The sequence below is a fragment of the Streptomyces sp. NRRL B-24085 genome, assembly GCF_001282115.1.
Taxonomy (GTDB): domain Bacteria; phylum Actinomycetota; class Actinomycetes; order Streptomycetales; family Streptomycetaceae; genus Streptomyces.
This window is the reverse complement of record NZ_LJBR01000166.1, coordinates 1-18,944: the sequence shown is the minus strand read 5'-3', so window position 1 is coordinate 18,944 and position 18,944 is coordinate 1. Positions and strand designations below refer to the sequence as shown.

Annotated in this window: 22 protein-coding genes; 3 read left to right on the top strand and 19 right to left on the bottom strand. The window is 71.2% G+C overall.

Annotation, left to right across the window (positions count from 1 at the left end; all coding sequences use genetic code 11):
• The coding region (locus AOJ26_RS19690) for a class I SAM-dependent methyltransferase (RefSeq protein ID WP_053849630.1) at positions 1-448 on the bottom strand (448 nt) is incomplete at its 3' end.
• Positions 449-588: 140 nt separating this feature from the next.
• Between AOJ26_RS19690 and AOJ26_RS44935 the strand changes: the two genes are divergently transcribed.
• A complete protein-coding gene (locus AOJ26_RS44935) occupies positions 589-723 on the top strand; it encodes a hypothetical protein (RefSeq protein ID WP_020117828.1) in 135 nt (44 codons plus the stop codon).
• 21 nt (positions 724-744) lie between these two features.
• Here the strand turns inward: AOJ26_RS44935 and AOJ26_RS19685 are convergent, their stop codons facing one another.
• A complete protein-coding gene (locus tag AOJ26_RS19685; RefSeq protein WP_053849629.1) occupies positions 745-1,194 on the bottom strand; it encodes a GNAT family N-acetyltransferase in 450 nt (149 codons plus the stop codon).
• A 140-nt stretch (positions 1,195-1,334) separates the two neighbouring features.
• On the opposite strand from AOJ26_RS19685, the gene AOJ26_RS19680 reads away from it, so the two are divergent.
• Positions 1,335-2,318 carry a lytic polysaccharide monooxygenase auxiliary activity family 9 protein gene (locus AOJ26_RS19680; protein WP_053849628.1) on the top strand — a complete coding sequence of 328 codons (984 nt, stop codon included), beginning with the start codon at positions 1,335-1,337 and terminating at the stop codon, positions 2,316-2,318.
• Positions 2,319-2,374: 56 nt separating this feature from the next.
• Here AOJ26_RS19680 and AOJ26_RS19675 read toward each other — a convergent pair whose 3' ends face one another.
• On the bottom strand, positions 2,375-3,235 hold the full coding sequence (locus AOJ26_RS19675; protein WP_053849627.1) for an esterase/lipase family protein: 861 nt from the start codon (positions 3,233-3,235) through the stop codon (positions 2,375-2,377).
• Between the two features lie 172 nt (positions 3,236-3,407).
• Positions 3,408-3,851, bottom strand: coding sequence for a MarR family winged helix-turn-helix transcriptional regulator (locus AOJ26_RS19670; RefSeq protein WP_053849626.1), 444 nt, complete (start codon positions 3,849-3,851; stop codon positions 3,408-3,410).
• A gap of 95 nt (positions 3,852-3,946) precedes the next feature.
• Here AOJ26_RS19670 and AOJ26_RS19665 point away from each other — a divergent pair, with 95 nt between their 5' ends.
• The gene (locus AOJ26_RS19665; RefSeq protein ID WP_053849625.1) at positions 3,947-4,321 is read left to right on the top strand and encodes a cupin domain-containing protein; all 375 of its coding nucleotides are present in this window, start codon (positions 3,947-3,949) and stop codon (positions 4,319-4,321) included.
• Positions 4,322-4,333: 12 nt separating this feature from the next.
• Here the strand turns inward: AOJ26_RS19665 and AOJ26_RS19660 are convergent, their stop codons facing one another.
• The 15 genes from AOJ26_RS19660 to AOJ26_RS19600 form a co-directional block, all read right to left on the bottom strand.
• A complete protein-coding gene (locus AOJ26_RS19660; protein WP_053849624.1) occupies positions 4,334-5,302 on the bottom strand; it encodes a DNA polymerase Y family protein in 969 nt (322 codons plus the stop codon).
• Positions 5,299-8,733: a DNA polymerase III subunit alpha gene (locus tag AOJ26_RS19655; RefSeq protein ID WP_053849623.1), complete on the bottom strand. Its 3,435-nt coding sequence runs from the start codon at positions 8,731-8,733 to the stop codon at positions 5,299-5,301. Before AOJ26_RS19655 ends, AOJ26_RS19660 begins: the two co-directional genes overlap by 4 nt.
• 111 nt (positions 8,734-8,844) lie before the next feature.
• The gene (locus AOJ26_RS43885) at positions 8,845-9,018 is read right to left on the bottom strand and encodes a hypothetical protein (protein WP_179200188.1); all 174 of its coding nucleotides are present in this window, start codon (positions 9,016-9,018) and stop codon (positions 8,845-8,847) included.
• Positions 9,019-9,034: 16 nt separating this feature from the next.
• Positions 9,035-10,162 (bottom strand): hypothetical protein, encoded by a 1,128-nt coding sequence (locus tag AOJ26_RS19650; protein WP_053849622.1) that lies wholly within the window; start codon positions 10,160-10,162, stop codon positions 9,035-9,037.
• Positions 10,162-11,163, bottom strand: a complete 1,002-nt coding sequence (locus AOJ26_RS19645; RefSeq protein ID WP_053849621.1) for a hypothetical protein — start codon at positions 11,161-11,163, stop codon at positions 10,162-10,164. The genes AOJ26_RS19650 and AOJ26_RS19645 overlap by 1 nt, the downstream gene beginning before the upstream one ends.
• Before the next feature lie 25 nt (positions 11,164-11,188).
• Positions 11,189-12,274 (bottom strand): hypothetical protein, encoded by a 1,086-nt coding sequence (locus tag AOJ26_RS19640; protein ID WP_053849620.1) that lies wholly within the window; start codon positions 12,272-12,274, stop codon positions 11,189-11,191.
• 38 nt (positions 12,275-12,312) lie between these two features.
• Entirely contained in the window at positions 12,313-13,173 is an 861-nt protein-coding gene (locus AOJ26_RS19635) for a phage distal tail protein (protein WP_053849619.1), read from the bottom strand.
• Positions 13,170-14,369 (bottom strand): hypothetical protein, encoded by a 1,200-nt coding sequence (locus AOJ26_RS19630; protein WP_053849618.1) that lies wholly within the window; start codon positions 14,367-14,369, stop codon positions 13,170-13,172. The genes AOJ26_RS19635 and AOJ26_RS19630 overlap by 4 nt, the downstream gene beginning before the upstream one ends.
• A gap of 51 nt (positions 14,370-14,420) precedes the next feature.
• On the bottom strand, positions 14,421-15,242 hold the full coding sequence (locus AOJ26_RS19625) for a hypothetical protein (RefSeq protein WP_053849617.1): 822 nt from the start codon (positions 15,240-15,242) through the stop codon (positions 14,421-14,423).
• Positions 15,243-15,255: 13 nt separating this feature from the next.
• On the bottom strand, positions 15,256-15,552 hold the full coding sequence (locus tag AOJ26_RS19620; protein ID WP_234358613.1) for a DUF5361 domain-containing protein: 297 nt from the start codon (positions 15,550-15,552) through the stop codon (positions 15,256-15,258).
• A 122-nt stretch (positions 15,553-15,674) separates the two neighbouring features.
• A complete protein-coding gene (locus AOJ26_RS19615; RefSeq protein ID WP_020139388.1) occupies positions 15,675-15,965 on the bottom strand; it encodes a hypothetical protein in 291 nt (96 codons plus the stop codon).
• 47 nt (positions 15,966-16,012) lie between these two features.
• Positions 16,013-16,588 carry a hypothetical protein gene (locus tag AOJ26_RS19610; protein ID WP_053849615.1) on the bottom strand — a complete coding sequence of 192 codons (576 nt, stop codon included), beginning with the start codon at positions 16,586-16,588 and terminating at the stop codon, positions 16,013-16,015.
• 76 nt (positions 16,589-16,664) lie between these two features.
• A complete protein-coding gene (locus tag AOJ26_RS19605) occupies positions 16,665-17,072 on the bottom strand; it encodes a hypothetical protein (RefSeq protein ID WP_053849614.1) in 408 nt (135 codons plus the stop codon).
• On the bottom strand, positions 17,065-17,220 hold the full coding sequence (locus AOJ26_RS43880) for a hypothetical protein (protein WP_179200189.1): 156 nt from the start codon (positions 17,218-17,220) through the stop codon (positions 17,065-17,067). The genes AOJ26_RS19605 and AOJ26_RS43880 overlap by 8 nt, the downstream gene beginning before the upstream one ends.
• A gap of 226 nt (positions 17,221-17,446) precedes the next feature.
• On the bottom strand, positions 17,447-18,529 hold the full coding sequence (locus AOJ26_RS19600) for a S1 family peptidase (protein ID WP_053849613.1): 1,083 nt from the start codon (positions 18,527-18,529) through the stop codon (positions 17,447-17,449).
• Positions 18,530-18,944 lie beyond the last annotated feature (415 nt).

Here is an 18,944-nt window from a genome sequence, read left to right as displayed (position 1 = left end):
CCACCAGCACCAGCCGCCCGCCCGGCCGCAACAGCCCCCACCACCGCCGCAGCACCCGCCCGGGGTCCGGCAGCGCCCACAGCACATGCCGCACGAGCACGACGTCGAACCGCTGCTCCCCCACCGGAGGATGCGCGGCGTCACCGACCAGGAACACCGCGTCACGCCCCGCGAGCTTGGCCCGGGCGCGCTCCACCATGGCCGGAGAGAGATCCACCCCGGTCACCCGGTGTCCCTGCTCGGCAGCGAGGAGCGACAGGCTCCCGGTCCCGCACCCGAGGTCGAGGACGTCGGACGCGCGCGCCGGGAGCCACCCCCGCAGCCGCTCGGCCCAGGCCGCGCGCACCTCGGGGTCCCGCAACCCGTGGTCCGGCTCCTCGTCGAAGGACGCCGCCTCGGCGTCCCAGTCCACGCCTTCCGCGCCCCCACCACCACTGTTCTGCGTCATGTGCCCAAGAGTGACACCCGCCACTGACAGTCCGATCGTGACAACCGCCACTGACAGACCGCTGAGCGATGAGGAACTCTCCTCCAAAGGGTCTACCTCCGTGAGAACGCGGAACTCGGTAGGCACTGAAGGAGGCAGCCATGCGCCGTACCACCGTGCAGAAGCCCCTGAAGAGGACTGACGCCCGCCGACTCCCGGAGGAGGCCGACGAGCGCCCCGCGGGACGACCCGAGGTCCGCAAGGACATCGCGCGGACCTGGTGGCCGGACGGCTGACGGCGGCAGGCATGCTCCGTGTCAGACCAGTCGCTTGCGGTAGTGGACGCGGTCGTAGGGCCCGTCCACTCGCCGTTCCACGACCTCGTAACCGAACTTCGGGTAGATCTTCTGGTTCTCCCACATCATCGCGTTGGTGTAGAGCCTGACCTCCGGCAGTCCCCGCGCACGCGCGTGTGCCTCGACGAACCGCAGCAGCCGTCCGCCCACGCCCCGCCCCTGGGCGTCGGGATGGACGGCGATGTTGTCGAGGTAGAGATGGTCCGGGTGCTCCTCGACCACCACGAGCCCCGTCACGGGGTCGCCCGTCACGTACACCCGCCCCGCGGCCACGTTCGCCGCGTGGTCCCGCCGCATGGGCTGCGGCACCTGCCCGATGCGCTCGATGTAGTGCTCGTACGCCGCGTCGGTCACGGCCTTCACGGCCGGTACGTCGGCCGCCTCGGCGCGTCGGATCTCCTCGTTCGTCATGCGCGCACGCTACCTACCTGATCTCCGTCTCAGCACTCCCTTAAGAGGGCCATAAAGATCGCCACGGGCCGTCACAGGCCGGGGATTTCGGGGTTTCTTTGTTCCGGCACGCATCAGTACCGGTTCCGAGGAGATCCCCCATGCCCGCACGCCGCAAGGCCGCAGCCGTCGCCGCCGTCGGCCTCGCCCCGTTCGCCCTGACCGCGCTGGCCGCGGCCCCCGCGTCCGCGCACGGCTCGATGGGCGACCCGGTCAGCCGGGTCTCGCAGTGCTACGCGGAGGGCCCGGAGAGCCCGAGGTCCGACGCGTGCAGGGCGGCGGTCGCGGCGGGAGGCACCCAGGCGCTCTACGACTGGAACGGCATCCGCATCGGCGACGCGAACGGACGGCACCAGGAGCTCATCCCGGACGGCAGGCTGTGCAGCGCGAACAACGACGAGTTCAAGGGGCTCGACCTGGCCCGCGCCGACTGGCCGGCGACGAGCGTGAGCAGTGGCTCGTACACCTTCAAGTACCGCGTGACCGCCCCGCACAAGGGCACCTTCAAGGTGTATCTGACCAAGCCGGGCTACGACCCGGCGCAGCCGCTCGCCTGGGACGACCTGGACCTGTCGAACCCGGTCGCGACGGCCACCGACCCGGTCGCCTCGGGCGGCTTCTACACGTTCTCCGGCACGCTCCCCGAGCGCTCCGGCAGGCAGCTCCTGTACGCCGTCTGGCAGCGCTCGGACAGCCCGGAGGCGTTCTACTCCTGCTCGGACGTGACGTTCGGGGGCGGTGACTCCGGTGCCCCGGCCGGCGGTGCGTCGCCTGCTCCGAGCGCCTCCGCGCCCTCCGAGGAGCAGATCGAGGACGGCACCGAGAAGTCGACCATCGAGCACCACGGGCACGGTGACGACGACGCCGGTACGTCGGCGGAACCGGTGGCCGCCGCGTCGGAGAGCCGTCCGGCCGACGACGTCCGGCCGGCGGGCAGTTCGCAGCACCTCGCCGAGACCGGCGGCGACGGCAGCACCTCGTACCTCGCGATGGGCGGCACCGCCACGCTCGCGGCCGGCGCGGCGCTCCTGTTCGGCTCGGTACGCCGGCGCGCGGCGAACGGCGGTGCACGGCACGGCCGTTGACCGAGGGAACTCCGGGGCCTGACCGGCGGCTCAGGCCGGACAGGCCCCGGTGCCGCTCAACTCAGCGCCGACGCGCAGGTGGTGGCGGTGGCGTGGGCCGGGTCGAGGGCGTTGGCCACCTCGTGGAAGGCGATGCGGTCGAACAGTCCGATGGCCACGTGCTCGGAGAGGTCGAGCGGACACAGGTCCTGGAGCAGGACGTTGTGGACGCCGTCCCCGCTGAGGAACTGGCTCCGGTACGGGGTGACGACCTCGTCGTACCTGGTGGCGAGGACGGTGTACCTGACGCCGGGGACGGTGTCGCCGCCCGCGTTGAGCTTGGTGAGGAAGGCGGAGCCGACGACCTGGTCGGCGAGGGCGGGGGTGTTGGTGGTGAGGAAGTCCCCGACACCCGGGAAGTACGGCAGCAGGTTGGTGAGGCCGGACAGGGTGGTGCCGTGGTTGTCGGGTGCGATGCCGACGAGGGCGTTCACCTTGGCGGCTCCGCCGAGGAACTTGAGGTAGTAGCGGGGCATGAGACCGCCCTGGGAGTGGCCGACGAGGTCGGTCTCGGCGGCGCCGGTGGCGGCGAGCACCTTGTCGACGAAGGTCTTCAGCTGCTCCGCCGACTTGTCGATGGGGCCGAGGCCGTGGACGAGGGGCACACCGGGGAGCCGGCCGTAGTCGAGGGAGAAGACGCAGTAGTCGCGGTTCTCCAGGTAGGGGGCGAGGGCCAGCCAGTTGTCGACGGAGTTGGCGAAGGTGCCGTGCACGAGGACGACGGGGCGGGGATGGGCGGCGGAGGGCTTGCAGGAGTAGTCGTTCCAGCCGCTGCTCGGGGCGTCGGCCGCGTGGGCGGCGGCAGCGGGGACGACGGCGACCGTGGCGGTCAGCAGCAGGGCAGCGAGGGGTCTGAGCAGTCTGTTCCAGGGCAGCATCGGGTGATCTCCTTGCGGCTCAAGGGGAAGGTGCGATGGCCGTACGCCCTGTGACCCGGATCACGGGATGCTGTTCAATTCGAAAGTTACGGACGAGTAGTGCACTTGTGAAGTTACGCGTCAGTAAAAACTTCCAGTGCTAACCGTCGCGTACGCGTCTGCTGATGAACCGTCACCAGGCGGGCCTGATGGGACCATAGGGAGCGATCCGCCCCAACCGTTCGCGCAACGCGCGCACTTCACTCTCACCGAGTACGTCGACCCACGCCCGCACGGCCTCCGCGGCGGCCTCCTCCGCCGCCCGGGTGCAGGCCCATCCCCGCTCGGTCAGCACCACGAGCCGGGCCCGCGCGTCCCCGGGGTGCGGCCGCCGCTCGGCGTACCCCTTGCGCACGATCTCGTCGACCAGCTGGCTCGCGGCCTGTTTGGTCACCCCGAGGTGGGCGGCGAGTTCCGTGACCGTGGCCCCGTCCGGCGCGAGCCGCGTGAACGCGAACCCCCAGGCGGGCCGGGCCTCGAAGCCCCGGGCGACGACTCCGTCGTTGATGCGCTGGGTCAGGTCGCCGGCGGCGGCGAGCAGGGCGGCGGACAGGGCGAGGGCTTCGGAGTTCTGCACCCACGCATTGAAACACCCTTGACGAATTGGTCAAGCAGCTTGACCATAGGCCCATATAGTCAACCTGCTTGACCATCTTTCGACCTGGAGGCCCCATGCCCGTCGTCCGCTCGTCCGAGGCCGTCACCCATGAGATCCACGGCGCCCGTTTCGTCTCGTACGCCACTCCCCTCAGCGGCTCCAAGGAGCTCTGCGCCTGGCGGGGCGAGATCCCCGCGGGGACGAAGGCGCCGACGCACACCGTCAGCCGTGAGGAGATCTTCCATCTGCTCATCGGCGAACTCCTGATCACCCTCGACGGCACCGCTCACCGGGTCACCGCCGGCGACACGGTGATCGTCACCCCCGGGGCGGCCTTCGCCGTCGAGAACCCCACCGACCACACCGCCCTCACCTGGGTCACCACCTCCGTCGGTCTGGAGGCGACGCTGGCGGACGGCACCCGGATCACCCCGCCGTGGGCCAACTGACCCGGGCCTGCCCTACGCGGCCAGCGTCCCCGGCAGCACCGCCAGCGGTCCGAACCGGGCCCGGGCGCGGTCCGCGGCCTCCTCGATGCGGCGGAGCTTCTCGTCGGTGGGGTCGAAGGTGAGCTGGTGGGAGGCCTGCTCGGCGGCGTCCAGGCCCTCGGCGCGCAGGGCCATGGAGCGGACCCGGGCACGCTGGAGACCGAGCGCCTCGTACATGCCGTAGGCCGCCCTGGTGAGGGCCGCCGAATGGGCCGTCGGTTCACCGAGGGTGCGGCTGCGGGTGGTCGCGGTGCGGTCGGCGTAGCGCACGGTGAGGGTCAGGGTGCGGCAGACCTTGTCGAGGGCACGCAGCCGGGAGCCCAGTTCCTCGGCGGCGGAGAGCAGGGCGCGGCGGTGCCGGTCGGGGTCCAGCTCGTCGCGGGTGAAGGGGCGTTCGGTGGCGAGGGATCGCGAGACGCCGTTCGGGACGACCCGGCCGCGGTCCACGCCGTTCGCCTTCTCGTGCAGTTCTCGGCCCGCTTTCGCGCCGACCAGCCGCTGGAGCGTGGACAGGGGTGCGGCGGCGACCCGGCCCAGGGTGTCGAGGCCGTACTCGCACAGGGTGCGGGCGGTCGCGGCGCCGACGCCGGGGAGCGCGGCGACGGGCCGGCCGGCGAGGAAGTCCGACGCCCCGCCCTCGGGAACCGAGCGGGTCACCCCCGGCCGGGCGTCCTTCAGCGCCATGCGGGCCAGCATCGGTCCGGGTCCGGCGCCGATCGCGCAGTCGACGCCGTGCAGGGCGAGGGCGCGGACCCGGATCACCGAGGCCAGTTCGACGGCGTCCCGCTTGAAGTACCGTTCGGCGCCCCGCAGGTCGGCCAGGGCCCGGTCCGGCGGCAGCGCCTCGACGACCGGGGTGAACTCCTCCAGGAGACCGAGCAGTTCGGGCAGGGCCGCCTCCCGCGTCGGCGGCAGCTGGAAACGTACGCAGAGGATGGTCATCCCGCACTCCCCGGACTCTGGTGCCACAACTTCCTTGTCGGTGAGGCCTCTTGACCCGCCGGTCGCAGATCGGCCCATGGATGCAGTTCGTATCCCGTCGGCATTTGGATTCGCCGGCCGCCGGTCGGATCGCCGGCCGGGTCACCGCCCCTGGTCGGGACCGGCTCCGCCAGCCGCGCCGCCACCGCGTCGAGGCCCTCCCCGTCCCGCAGTTCGACCAGTTCGGCGAGGTTCCAGGCGGCCGCGCCCACCACGCTGAGGCTGCGCGGGCCGCGCCGCTGCACCACTCCGCGCACCAGCAGCAGCCAGGAGTGGAAGACGGTGTGCGCGCAGGTGTCGTGCGAGTCGTCGAAGAAGGCGAGGTCGACCAGGCCGGTGCCGTCGTCCAGGGTGGTGAAGATGACCCGCTTGCCGGACCGGATCGGCGGTGTCTGGGTGGCCGCCTTGGCCCCCGCGACCAGCACGGTCTCGCCGTGCCGCGCCTCGCGCAGCCGTCGTGCGCTGAGCACGCCCAGCTCGCCCAGGAACTCCTGGTGGTCGTCCATCAGGTTGCGCGAGACGTCCATCGACAGCACTCCCAGCTCGGCGCTGAGCTTCTCCACGGAGGACAGGTCCGGCAGCCCGACCGAGGCCGTCTTCCGCCCTCCGGACAAGGGGAGTTGGCCGCCGCGGCCGGCACGGGCGCCCCGGTGCAGCTCGGTCAGGTGCAGTTGCAGATCGCGCCGGTTGGCGCCGAAGGCGTCCAGCGCGCCGACCTGGGCCAGCCGCTGGGCCACCGGGCGACTGGGCCGCCCCCGTTCCCAGAAGTCCAGCAGCGAGGAGTACGGCTGCCCCGCGGCGATCCGCTCCGCCTCGGCCTCGCTGATGCCGTGCACGTCGGAGAGGGCGAGCCGCAGGCCCCACACCGAAGGATTATCAGACACCAGTTCGATCCTGTGTGCGACCCCCGACTCGTTCACGTCCAACGGCAGGATCGGCACCCCGCGCCGCCGCGCGTCCGCCAGCAGCAGCCGCTTCGGGTACATCCCGGGGTCGTGGGTGAGCAGCCCGGCGTAGAAGGCCGCCGGGTGGTGCGCCTTCAGCCACGCCGACTGGTACGTGGGGACGGCGAAGGCGACCGCGTGCGCCTTGCAGAAGCCGTACGACCCGAAGGCCTCGACGATCTCCCAGGTCCGCTGAATCGTTTCCGCGCTGTATCCGTTCGCCGCCGCGTGCTGGGCGAACCAGAAGCGGATCCGGCCCTGCGACTCCGGGTCGGACAGCCCGCGCCGCACCCGGTCCGCCTCGCCCCGCCCGCACCCGGTCATGATGTCGACGATGTCGATGATCTGCTCGTGGAAGACGACGACCCCGTACGTCTCCTTCAGCGGCCCCTCCAGGTCGGGGTGCGGGTACCGGACGGGCGCCCGCCCGTGCCGGGCCTCGATGAACGGCCGGACCATGTCGGCGGCGACCGGACCGGGCCGGAAGAGCGAGATGTCCACGACGAGATCGTGGAAGCCGGCCGGCTGCAACCGTCCGACCAGGTCCCGCTGTCCCGGCGACTCGATCTGGAAGCACCCCAGCGTCTCGGCGGACCGGATGAGCCGGTACGTCTCCGGGTCGCCCGGCGGCACGGCGTCCAGGTCGACCCGCTCCCCCGTCGCCCGCTCCACCTCCGTGACCGCGTGCGCCATCGCCGACTGCATCCGCACGCCCAGCACATCGAGCTTGAGCAGCCCGAGGTCCTCGACGTCCTCCTTGTCGAACTGCGACATGGGCAGCCCCTCGCCGCTGGTCGGCACGACCGGGGTGCGGCGGAGCAGGGACGCGTCGGAGAGCAGCACCCCGCACGGGTGCATGGCGACCCCCCGGGGAAGGGCGTCGAGAGCCTCGACCAGTTCCCACAGCCTGCCGTACCGCGCCTTCTCCCCCGCGAGTTCCTTGAGCTCGGGCAGTTCCTCCAGGGCCGCGCGGGCGTCCCGCGCCCGGATGTGCGGGAAGGACTTGGCGATGCGGTCGATGTCGGCCGGGTCCATGGAGAGGGCCGCCCCCACGTCCCGGATCGCGTGCCGCACCCGGTACGTCTCCGGCATCGAGACGGTCGCGACCCGTTCGGTCCCGAACCGCCCGATGATCGCCCGGTAGACCTCGATGCGGCGCGCGGACTCCACGTCGATGTCGATGTCGGGCAGCACGAGCCGCCGCGTGGACAGGAACCGCTCCATCAGCAGCCCGTGTTCGACGGGATCGGCGTGGGCGATCCCCAGCAGGTGGTTGACCAGGGAACCGGCGCCGGAACCGCGTGCGGCGACCCGGATGCCCATCTCCCGTACATCGTCGACGACTTGAGCGACCGTCAGGAAGTAGGAGGCGAAGCCGTGGTGGGCGATGATGTCCAGTTCCTCGTGCATCCGCTCCCAGTAGGCGCGCCGGCCCGCGTACCCCTTCAGCACCATCCCGGCCGCCGCCCGGGAGGCCAGGGCCCGCTGGGCGCTGCGCCGGCCCGCGCCGACCAGGTGCGGTTCGGGGAAGTGGACGGTGCCGATCCCGAGGTCGTCCTCGGGGTCGACCAGGCATTCGGCGGCCGTCGCCTGCGTCTGCTCCAGCAGCCGGTGCGCGGTGTCGCGCCGGAAGCCCGCGGCCTCGACGATCCGCTCGGCGGCCGCCAGCATGGCGCCCGCGTCCTTGAGCCAGGCCTCGCCCGAGTCCAGCTCCTTGACGGCGCCGACGGGGACCAGGCGGCGGGCGGAGTCCAGGACGTCGGCGACCGGGCCCTGCCCGGGGTCGGCGTACCGTACGGCGTTGCTGAGCACGGGCCGGATCCGCTGCTCGGCGGCGAATCCGACCGTACGGGCGGCCAGCCGCAGGGAGCCGGGGCCGGTGCCCTTGCGTCCGTGCCAGACGGCTTCGAGGCGCAGTGCGTCGCCGTAGGTCTCCCGCCAGGGGACGAGGAGGCGGGCGGCCCGGTCGGGGCGGCCGGCGGCGAGGGCGCGGCCGACCTCGGAGTCGGGCCCGAGCAGCACGGTCAGCCCGTCCCCCCGGTTCTCGGCCCTGGGCACCAGGGGCGTGCCCTGCTCGCCCTTGTCGGCGTGCGCCGCCGTGACGAGCCGGCACAGGTCGGCCCAGCCGCGGGCGCCGTCCCGGGCGAGGAAGGTGGCGCGGGGAGCCGACTCGTCGACGAAGGCACCTCCGCGCACGGGAGCACGGCGCCGCTCCTGCCCCGCCGGCTCGGCCTCCTCCACGGCCAGATCCGCCCCGAACAACGGACGCACTCCCGCCTTCGCGCATGCCTTGGCGAACCGGACCGTGCCCGCGAGGGTGTCGCGGTCGGTGAGCGCGAGGGCGTCCATGCCCCGCTCGGAGGCGCGCTCGGCGAGGCGCTCCGGGTGCGAGGCGCCGTAGCGCAGGGAGAACCCGGAGACGGTGTGCAGATGAGTGAAGCCAGGCATCCGCACCTCCCGCTGTCGAACATCAGTTCCCTATCGCCCCACCTCCACCATAGACCAAAAACCGAACATGCGTACGACAGCGTTCGAGTCGCCTCCCACCTGCGGAAACGGCTATTCGGACCCGGATGTGTCGGTCTCGGCGGATTCCTCTCCGCGGGGCTCGCCCACGACGCCCTGCGGGGCCCCGGCGGCCGTCGCGCGCTGCGCGGTCTCCAGGGCGTGCAGGCGCCGCTTGATGTCCCGGAGCTCGGTGAGGAGGGTGTCGGGGCGGTTGATCCTGGTCACGGGGTGCTCCTCGGGTTCAGGGGATGTCGGTGGCGGGGGTGACGGTGAGCTGGACCTGCTCCTCGCCCGCGTCGTTGCCGGGAGTGACCTCGATCCCGGTGATCCGTACGCCGAACCGGACGCCCTCGGGGAAGAACACGTCCTTGATGACGACGAGGGCGTCGTCGCCCACCTGGTAGGAGCCGAGGACCGGCTCCAGGTCGGCGCGCACGGTCAGCTCGGGCAGGACCACGGGGGCGGAGACGGCGGCGAGGGCCGAGCGGGCCTGGGAGCGCAGCAGCTCCGGGTCGGTGAGATGGACGTAGGAGACCTCGGTCTCGGTGAGCGGGCGCCCGGTGGCGGGGTCCTCGGCGACCGCGACGAGCTGGCCGGCCTCGCCCTGCTCGCCGAGGGCGAAGACCCGGCTCGCGGTGGAGGCGCCGTCGGCCGGCCAGGTGTAGCCGATGAGGTTGGCGCCGTACTCCCACACGTGCGGGGTGCCCTGCTGGCCGAGGTGCGGGGTGCCCACGCGCAGTCGGCGCACGGGACGGCCGTCGCTGCCGTACGCCATGTCGAAGAGGAAGTCGGGGCCGTCCTCCAGGCTCGCCAGTTCCCGCAGCGCCTCCCCCGTGCTCTTGAGGTCGCTGCCGGGGTAGACCAGGGTGCGGGTGACACCGGAGCGGGTGTCGGCCTCGGGGCGTACCCGGATGTCGCCGCCGCGGTGCGCCTGGGCGATGGCGACGAGGTCGCGGGCGATGTCGCACTGGTCGCGGTCGGTGAAGGAGACGGTGACGGAGGCCAGGTCGGGGACGGCCGGGTCGAAGTCGGCGGGCAGGACGCGGCGGTGGTCGAAGTAGGAGAGGAAACCGGCCGCCCCGATCTCCAGGTGCTGGTCCGCGGAGGTGTACTTGACGGTCCAGATCACCCCGCCCCAGACGAGCACGCCGTCCCGCTCGACATAGAGGGCGGCGCGGCCGGGCTCGGTGAGTTCACGGGGCCGGTGGACACCGACCCGCGGGTCGCCCAGCGGCAACCGGGCGCGAAACTCGCCGGCTTCGTTGAGTTCGGTGCTGAACGTGGCGTCGTACAGGGGGAGTTCGTCGGTGATGGCGCCGGTGGCGAGGTCGGCGGTGTAGTAGGTGTAGCGGGTCGGGCGGCCGGTCACTAGCCCACCAGCCAGGTGGTGTTGATGTAGACCAGCTGGTCGGCGGGCAGGGCGGTGGTCTGCGGGTAGAGATTCACGTTGCCGTCGGTGTCGACTATGCCCTCCACGCCCGTCCGGGTGCCGCCGAGCACCGCGTACCAGTGGTGCCGTACCGCCGGGCGGAAGGCGGCCGGGAGGTTCATGAGGACCGTGGGGTTGGCGGCCTGGGCGACACCGGTGCGGATCGCGCCGCGCAGGTAGGCGACCGCGCCGACCCTGCGGACCGCCGGTGTCTCGTTGTTGTACACGGTCCAGGCGGCGGGAAAGGTGAGCGTGGTCCAGCCGGAGTCGTTGTTGACCGCCCGCCAGCCCGCCGTACTGTCGTACCACTCCAGGTGGTTGGTGTCCCAGCGGTGGATGTACATGCCCGAGTAGGGGTACGTGGGCCGGCCGCCCTCGCCCCAGACCCGCAGGATGCCGCCGGCCGCCGCGGTCCAGGGACGCAGGTCGTCGATGTCGGCGGCGGTGACGGAGGAGGCGTTCTTCGCGACCCTGATCCGGGCGAGCGGGATGAAGTCGCCGGTCACCGCGGGGTCGACGGGGGTGGCGGCGGCGGTTCCCTTCACGAGTTCCACGGTCATGCCGGTGGTGGGGTCGCCGTACTGCGCGTCGCGCTGCCGGGCGATCACCAGGTCGTTGCGCGGGTTGCCGGAGTCGGCGGGGTTGGTGCCGAGGACGTCGAGGGTCTTCTGCTGGCCGAGGGTGACGAGATAGGCGCCGGTCGCACTGGCCCGGGTCCCCTGGATCACGCCCTGGAAGGGGGCGACGGTGACCTTGCCGGAGACGGTGGCGGTGGCCTGGACCCGGCCGGGGTCCCCGGTGGCCGGCCGGACGCCGCTGCGGGCCTGGACCGGGCTCGGCCCGGGCGCGGCGAACACGCCGGTGGCGAGGCGGGCGTCCTCGGCGTCGACGACTCCGCCGGAGATCCAGCCGGAGTCGCGTTCTGGGGTGGGCGTGCTCATGGGGATGCCTCTTCCGATCGGGGCGTCACGGGACGGGGAACGCGATCACACGCAGGCCGGTGTAGTGCGCCTCGGCCGAGCCCACGCTGGCGGTACCGGTCGTCATGCCGCCGCCCCGGCCGACGTACTGCGTCAGGACCAGCGGTGTCGCGGCGGGCAGCAGGTAATGCCCCTGGGCGACGCTGGTGGTGATCCTCGAAGGGCCGCCGTGGAAGCAGGCGAGGGACACGGCCGCCCCGTCCTGCTTGCGCACCACGTGGTCCCACCGCTCGTCGGCGCCCGAGGTCACCGCATACATCTGCCCGGTGATCAGCAGCATGCGGGGGTACGGCGCCGCTGGCACGGTGACCTGGTTGAAGGTGTATCCGGTGGCTCCGGCCGAGCCGCTGGTCCGCGGCCAGCCCGCGTCGGCCGGCCCGAAGAACTCCACCGCTCCGGTGGCCGCGGGACGCCACGCCGTGCCGGTGCGGACCAGGTCGAGGCCGTTCTCGAGGTCGTACAGCCGCTGTCCGGGATGGCCGTCGGCGGGGAGCGACTCGTAGGACTGGAGCGGCAGCACCCCGCCCGCGGCCACGGTGAACATCCGCAGATCCTTGATGTCCGCCTGGGTGACGGAGCCCGCGTTCGCCCGCACGGTGATCTGGGCGAGCGGCAGGTAGTCGCCGGTGAGCCTCGGCGCGACCGGCGTCGGCGCGGGTGCCCCGGCCTCCACCTGCACCACCATGCCGTCGCTCGCGTCGCCGTACTGCCGGTCGGTCTGCCGGGCCACGACGAGGACGATCCGGGAGTACGACGAGTGGGCCGGGGCCTCGGTGAGCACGTCGAGGTGCTTCAGCTGGCCGAGCGTGATCAGGTACGCGCCCGCGTACGGCGCGCGGGTGCCCTGCACGACCCCCTGGAAGGGCCGGATCTGCACAGAGCGCGAGGGTGTCGCCTCCGCCTCGACGTAGCCGGGGTTGCCGGGGCCGGGTTTGATGCCCGTGCGGGCCCCGATCGGGTTGCCGGGGTCGGCCGCCGCCGAGGCGAGCACGCCGGTGGCGAGCCGGGCGTCCTCGGCGTCCACGACCCCGCCGGAGAGCCATCCGGAGTCGCGCTCGAAGTCTTTCGCCATGCGGGTGCGTTCCTTCTGCTAGCTGAGGGCGGGCGGGGTCAGAGCCAGGCGTCCCGCCACTCCGCGGTCAGCCGGGCGGCCGGGGCGTAGTCGCGGGCGCGGAAGAGCACGGGCGTCGCGCCCGGCCGCAGGGGAAACCAGTCCGAACCGGGCAGCAGCGCGGCCCGTCGGGAGGCGGTGCCCTGGAGGAGTACCGAGCGGGCGTCGGTGTCGACGAGCAGGAACTCGCCCTCCTGGAGGGTGAGTTCGAAGGCGAGTTCCTCACCGGTGGCGGTGTTGCTGATCACCGGCTGCACGCAGGGTCCGCCGATCCGCCAGACCGGCCAGGTGGGGACGGTGCCCTTGTTCTCCAGGAGCAGCCGGCCACCGGAGGAGCCGGACCCGAAGTCCAGGGGGAAGGAGAGCGGGAAGGCGACACCGCCAGTGGAGGACGGCAGCGGGCAGGTGCTGCTGTTCAGTCCGTACGAGTACCGCAGCGGGTCCGGGGCGGTCATGGTCAGGGAGAACTCGAAGGCACCGGACTTGCGGTCGACGATCTTCGTCTCGGCGGTGAGCCGGACCAACGCCCGCCGCACGCGGTGCGGTTCGGTGACGACGAGCGGCGACAGCGTGCTGCCGTCGGCGAGCACGGCGGCCAGCCGGTCCTTGGCCTCCTCCCGTACGGCGCGTTCGGGGGCGATGGCCATGCCCTCCAGGGTGACCACGCGAGGGCCCCGGTAGGAGGGGGCGTCGAACGCGCCGTGCCGTTCGGGGCGGTCGGTCAGGGTGAGCCGGACGGGCGGGGTGGCGGCCCAGCCCTGCTCGCTGGTGACCCACCACTCGACGCCGTCCTCGTCGACGGTGTTCCCGGCCCAGCCGTCCACCTCGAACACCGGCTGCTGGAGCTGGCGCCCGCTCATCGCTTGGCCGCCCAGGCGAGTTCGCGGGCGGTGATCCGGCCGATCTCGTACTCGGACTGGCCGGGGCGGGGGTGGACGTTGACGGTGACGGGGGCGGTGGCCGCCGCGGCTGCCGTACGGCCTCCCGAGCGGGCGGCGGTGCCGGTGAGGCCGTACCCGGGTCCGATCACCCCGCGCGCGGTGGCGGTGGCGAGCCGTCCGGCCGCTCCGGCCACCCTGTTCCCGGCGCCCTCCATGCCGAGGGCGAGTCCCTCTCCGACGTCCCCGCCGAACCCCATCATCACCTTGGACGGGGACGAGATCCCCAGGATGCTGCGGATGGGCCCGGGAATGGTGTTGACGATGAAGTTCTTCACGGTGTTGAGCAGTGCCGAGGCCGAGTTCTTGATGCCGTTGATGAGGCCCTGGACGATGTCGCCGCCCAAGCGCAGGAGTTTGTCGGGGAGTTCGGCGAAGAAGCCCCAGATCTTCCCGGGCACGCCCCGCAGGAAGTCCACCACGGCGTTCCACTTGTCGACGATCCAGTCCCGCACCGAGCCGACGGCGTCCTTGATCCGGTCCCAGTGCTTGACGATCGCGAGCACGGCGATGCCCACGGGGCCGGTGAGGATGGCGACGAGCAACGGCCAGTTGGCCTTGAGCCAGTTGACGACGTTCTTGCCCGCGTCGATCAGCCAGTTGATGGCGACCGATGCCCCCTTCATGACCGTCCCCACCACCTGCCCGATGACCTTGAAGGCCGCCTGCATGACGGCCTGCACGGTCTTCGACTGCATCGCCATGTCGATGAGCTTGGTGATCAGCGGCATGATCAGGGCGAGGATGGCGCCGAGGATATTGGCCTTCATGGCGGTGTTGAGGCCGCGCTGGGCGGTGGTGGCGGTGCGCAGCCCCTGGCTGAACCGGGAGAAGAGCCCGCCCCCCGACGCGGCGTTCCGCCCGGCCCGCTGCACATCAGTGGACGCCCGGGCGGCAGCGGTCCGCACCTGGTTGAGCCCGGCGCTCGCCTGAGTGGCGGAGGTCCGGAGCCGGCCGGTGGCGGTACTGGCCTGGGTGGCCGAGCTCTTGAGCCGGTCGACGGAACTGCTGGCCCCGGTGACGGCGGTCCGCATACGGGTGACGGCACCGCCGGTGCTGGTGGCCGCGGATCGCATCTGGTTCAGCGCCCGGGTGACCGATACGAGTGACGTCTGCATGGTGGGTTGGCTCCGTCGTTGTCGCCGATGGGGTCTTTGGGGTGCGGGTTCCTAGTCCCGCAGGGCCCGTTCCAGGGAGTTGATGGCGCCGCGCAGGCTCTCGACGGACCGGCCCGCCCGCCGGGCACCGTCCTCCAACGCCTCGACCCGTCGCAGACCTGCCCTGACCTGCTGGTCCAGGTTGTTGGCCTTGATCCGCAGGGATTTGCTGCGCTGGTTCGCGTCGTTGGCGATCTGGCTGATCCTGCTGATCCTGTTCTTGAGGGACGAGATCTGGCTGCGTACACGTTGGTCGTCGGCTCGTCGGGTCCGGACGAGCGTGGCGACGTCGACGGTCAGATTCTGGACCTTGGTCCGCCCGGAAATGCTGCGCTGATTCCCGTCGTTGGCGACCTGACTGACCTTGCCGATCTTGGTCTTGAGAGAGGAGAGCTGTTCGCGCAGTTGCCGGTCGGCTGAGGTCAGGGCGGCCAACCGCCTGTCCACATCCTGCTCCCGCTTGTGCTGGGCCCGGTCCTCCCAGAGCTTGGTCAGACTGTATTCGTGCTTGAACAGGCCGTACTCCGCCTGCCCTACGTAGAAGTCGGCCTTGAGGCCGGTGGCTTCCAACTTGGCACCGGTGGCTTCCGCCTTGGCGCCGGTGGCGGGAATGTTGTCGGGAAGCCATTTGCGGTCGAAGAGCTTCTTCTGTTCGGCGTCCTGCTGCGCCTTCCAGGAGGAAATCTCTCCCTGCACGGCCTTCTTGAACTCATCACCAGCGCTCAATGCCTGCGCGAACTGTTCCTTGAACCGAGCAGTGAAGTTCTCCTGGCCCTCCAGAGTCGTGACCCGAGCGGTCAGCCTGTCGACCAGGACCCTGATGTCCTCACCCATGCACCGGCTCCCGTCAACTCGGTGAACTCAGAAATGCCACGATCTCGGCCGGAGTCGCCGCACTCTCGTCCCCGACGACCGGGACGTCCGCCGCGCCCGCCCCGCGCGGACCGCCGCGCCCCGGCCTCGGCACCGCCTCCGGATAGTCCGCCGGCTCCGTGTCCTCGTCCCGGTTGACCGTCGCGAACATCCAGTTGGCGACGGCGAGATGGTCCACGACCGCCGCCAGCAGATGGTCCGTCACCGTCCAGTCCGCCTGTTCGCCGTGGACCGCCCGGGCGAAGGACGAGTCCGCGGGGAGGTGTTCCACGAGGACCCGCAGTCGGCGGGAGGAGAGCCGGCCCCGGTGCCAGTCGAGCAGGTCGACCCCGTAGTGGCGCAGCAGATCCGCCTCCAGAGCCTCGGCGTGCTCGTCGACCAGCGCGCCGAGGCTCAGCCTTCCCCCAGCGACATGCCGGTGTCGTTGCCGTACGCCTCCAGGATCGCGGAGACGTCCTGGACACTGGTGTCGTACTTGCAGAAGCGCTCGAACTGCTCCGCTCCGAGCAGCAGCGCCAGCAACCCGTCGATGTCGTTGTCGTCCAGCGCGGCGATCTGCTTGGCGATGCTGCGCGGGAACTCGGTGGGCAGCCGGAACACATCCCCGTCCACCTCGAACTCCCAGTTCTTTCCGACTGCTTCGAGGCGCTGGGCACGGGCGGCGTTGACGTTGAAGGGGGCCATGTCGGTGGAGCTCCTTGCTGTGGCACGAAAAGGGACGTACGGAGGGATCAGGCCGCGCTGAAGTTCGGGTCCTTCATGAGGAAGGTCGCCAGCGGGGCACCGTCCACCGTGGCCAGCGCGGTGAAGGTGACGCCGAGCTTCACGGGGGCGGTACGGACGAGCGCGAGCTCCTCCGTCTCGGTCACCTGACCGCGGGCGACGATCATGCGGTACTTGACCTCGTCCCCGTCGCTGAACTCCAGCCCGAGCATCCGCTCGTCGAACTTCGGCTCGGCCGCCAGCTCGTACTTGTAGAGGCCGGACCCGGTCGCCGTCTCCTTCACCTGCCCGCCGCCGAAGAAGAACGGCAGGGTGTCCTCGTTGAGCTGGAGGAGCTGGAACTTGAAGCTGAGGTCGCGGTCGGAGTAGACGAACCGCGCCGAGCTGACGCTCTGCCAGGTGTCCACCGGGTCCAGCTTGTCCTTCTTGGAGATCTTGACCCCGTCGGTGGTGGTGTAGCCGAGGTCCTTCCACCCGGCGCCCCACGCCGCGGCGGTGTCGGCGGGCGGTGCGGTGGCGAGCGGGGCGATGAGCACACGGCCACTGCCCGCGACCCGGATCTCCTTGGCGTTCGTTCCGGCCATCACTGCTCCTTGCTGGGAGTTGGACATGACGTGCTGATGTGGGAGTACGGCGAAGTCACGCCGGGAGTACGGCCGTTCAGGCCGGACGGACCACCAGGCGGGTGGTCGAGACGTAGCGGTTGGCACTGCCGTGCCGGTAGTCGGGCAGCCAGCGCGGCCCGTCCTCCTCGACGACGTCCACGACGGTCGCCCCGCCGTGGCGCACACCCCGGAGCTGGAGCATCAGGGAACGCGCCACGAGGGAGACGGTGTGGGCCGCGGCCTTGGAGGGGCCGTACACCTCCAGGTCGACCAGCGGATTGTCGAGCCGGGGGTCCTCCGCCCAGGCGCCGCCCATCCGGGAGACCAGTACGGCGCGCTGCGAACCGTCGAACCCCGAGGGCGGCGCCACGTCGACGACGACACCCGCCAGCTCGCTGCGGTCCTTGAGCAGATCGACGACCAACTGCTCGACGTCCGGAAAGGTGACGTACGGCTCACTCATCGGAGTCTGCGGAGTCTTCGGCGTCCTCGGGGCCCTCCGCGGGCCGCGCGATGACACCGAGCAGTTCTCGCGCGATCGGGTCGTCGACGTCCACGACGTCACCGGGCTCGTGCCCGTCCCACCAATAGGTCAGCTGGATCTTCTGCACAGCGCTTCCCCCGAAACGATTGCCTGTGAAGGACCTGATGAGTGATCAACTTCCATTGGTCACGGGGAAGTTGAAGCCCCAGGAACCGCAAATGTAACGGCCGCCCCAAGCGTGACGTGAGCAACTTGAGGTCTCGAACGGATAACGATGACGGACGGCGACGACGGGAAACACGGAAGCCCCGCCCCCACATACAGGGGACGGGACTTCACACACCACCGAACCGTCAGCCGATCGACGCGCCCGTCGCCGACAGCGCCTCCGTCACCGGCTGGAAGAACGTCTCCCCGCCGGAGGTGCAGTCACCGCTGCCACCGGACGTCAGCCCGATCGCACTGCTTCCCGAGAACAGCGACCCGCCGCTGTCCCCCGGCTCCGCGCACACGTCGGTCTGGATCAGCCCGTTCACGATGTCGCCGTTGCCGTAGTTCACCGTCGCGTCCAGGCCGGTGACCTTCCCGGAGTGCACCTGGGTCGTGGACCCGCTGCGCGTCACCGACTGGCCGACGGTCGCCGACGCGGCGCCCGTGATCGCCTGCGCGGACCCGTTGTAGAGGTCGACCTCGCTGGGGTGGTCGACGTCGGCCGTGTACTTCACCAGCCCGTAGTCGTTGCCCGGGAAGCTCGACACCTCGTTGGTGCCGAGCTTGTTCCCGCCGGCGTCCGACCACGTCGAGATCGCCTCGGTGCAGTGCCCCGCGGTGAGGAAGTACGGCTCCCCGCCCTTGACCACGTTGAACCCGAGCGAGCACCGGCCGCCGGACCCGCTGATCGCGTCGCCACCCGCGATGAAGGGCTTGAACTCCCCCTTCGTGCGCCGGAGTTCGGCCACCTGGCCCAGTCCGTCGACCACCTCGGTGAGCTTGGCCCACTCGGCCGCGGAGACCGTGCGGTCGGCGGTGACGACGACCTTGTTGGCGGTGGGGTCGGTCACCCAGGACGTACCCGGGACGGTCGCGTCGGCGGCGAGCGTCGTACGGGCGCTCTTCAGCTCGGCGAGCGAGTGGGACACGACTCTGGCCGAGGCCCCGGCCGCCGTGACGGTCCGTGCCGCGTCCTCGTCGAGCACGTTCACCACGAGACTCCTGGTCTTCGCGTCGTAGAACGTCCCCGCCGCGTCCGCGCCGAGTTGTTCCCCGAGCGTGGAGGCGAGCTTTCCGGCCGCGAGGGCCGAGAGGGTCTTCACTTCCGGCGCGGTCGGCGTCTCACTGGCGTTCGCAGTCTGCAAGGTGACTCCCGCGGCGACGAGCGCGGTGACACTCGCGCCCGCCACGACGATCCGCCGCCTGGGTATGCGTCGGTGCTGCAACTCGCGTCCTCCTGTGGGGGGTCGGCCCCGGAGACTGTGGGGGTCTCGGGGGCCGGAAGGCTGGTTGACGAGCCCTCACTCTTCCGAACCCCGCAGGGAGCGCACAAGGGTGACTTCCGGACGCGCGTAGAACACGGCTGCGCGCCCCCGCCATTTTTGACGGTCCTCGGTCACCACTGGCCGTTCACGCTGCAAACACTACGAGCGAGTAACACCTCATCAGCCTGTGAGGTCTAGTCCTGTCCTGAATTCGCCCCTGCGGAATCCCGATCCGGCCGGGGCTCAAGAGACGGACGTTGCTCCTGCACCGATTGCTGCACGGCCTGCGCCGACGGCACGGGCTGCACCGGCTGCCCCGAATCCGACGGCGCCACCACCGGCTGCCCCTGCCCCTGCCCCTGCCCCTGCCCCTGCC

Excerpts from the sequence above, each read along its gene's own strand:
- AOJ26_RS44935 (WP_020117828.1), top strand. The coding sequence starts at position 589 with ATGCGCCGTACCACCGTGCAGAAGCCCCTGAAGAGGACTGACGCCCGC.
- AOJ26_RS19640 (WP_053849620.1), bottom strand. The coding sequence starts at position 12,274 with ATGGCGAAAGACTTCGAGCGCGACTCCGGATGGCTCTCCGGCGGGGTC.
- AOJ26_RS19645 (WP_053849621.1), bottom strand. The coding sequence starts at position 11,163 with ATGAGCACGCCCACCCCAGAACGCGACTCCGGCTGGATCTCCGGCGGA.
- AOJ26_RS19685 (WP_053849629.1), bottom strand. The coding sequence starts at position 1,194 with ATGACGAACGAGGAGATCCGACGCGCCGAGGCGGCCGACGTACCGGCC.
- AOJ26_RS19610 (WP_053849615.1), bottom strand. The coding sequence starts at position 16,588 with ATGGCCGGAACGAACGCCAAGGAGATCCGGGTCGCGGGCAGTGGCCGT.
- AOJ26_RS19655 (WP_053849623.1), bottom strand. The coding sequence starts at position 8,733 with ATGCCTGGCTTCACTCATCTGCACACCGTCTCCGGGTTCTCCCTGCGC.
- AOJ26_RS19605 (WP_053849614.1), bottom strand. The coding sequence starts at position 17,072 with ATGAGTGAGCCGTACGTCACCTTTCCGGACGTCGAGCAGTTGGTCGTC.
- AOJ26_RS19630 (WP_053849618.1), bottom strand. The coding sequence starts at position 14,369 with ATGCAGACGTCACTCGTATCGGTCACCCGGGCGCTGAACCAGATGCGA.
- AOJ26_RS19675 (WP_053849627.1), bottom strand. The coding sequence starts at position 3,235 with ATGCTGCCCTGGAACAGACTGCTCAGACCCCTCGCTGCCCTGCTGCTG.
- AOJ26_RS19660 (WP_053849624.1), bottom strand. The coding sequence starts at position 5,302 with ATGACCATCCTCTGCGTACGTTTCCAGCTGCCGCCGACGCGGGAGGCG.
- AOJ26_RS19665 (WP_053849625.1), top strand. The coding sequence starts at position 3,947 with ATGCCCGTCGTCCGCTCGTCCGAGGCCGTCACCCATGAGATCCACGGC.
- AOJ26_RS19615 (WP_020139388.1), bottom strand. The coding sequence starts at position 15,965 with ATGGCCCCCTTCAACGTCAACGCCGCCCGTGCCCAGCGCCTCGAAGCA.
- AOJ26_RS19680 (WP_053849628.1), top strand. The coding sequence starts at position 1,335 with ATGCCCGCACGCCGCAAGGCCGCAGCCGTCGCCGCCGTCGGCCTCGCC.
- AOJ26_RS19635 (WP_053849619.1), bottom strand. The coding sequence starts at position 13,173 with ATGAGCGGGCGCCAGCTCCAGCAGCCGGTGTTCGAGGTGGACGGCTGG.
- AOJ26_RS19625 (WP_053849617.1), bottom strand. The coding sequence starts at position 15,242 with ATGGGTGAGGACATCAGGGTCCTGGTCGACAGGCTGACCGCTCGGGTC.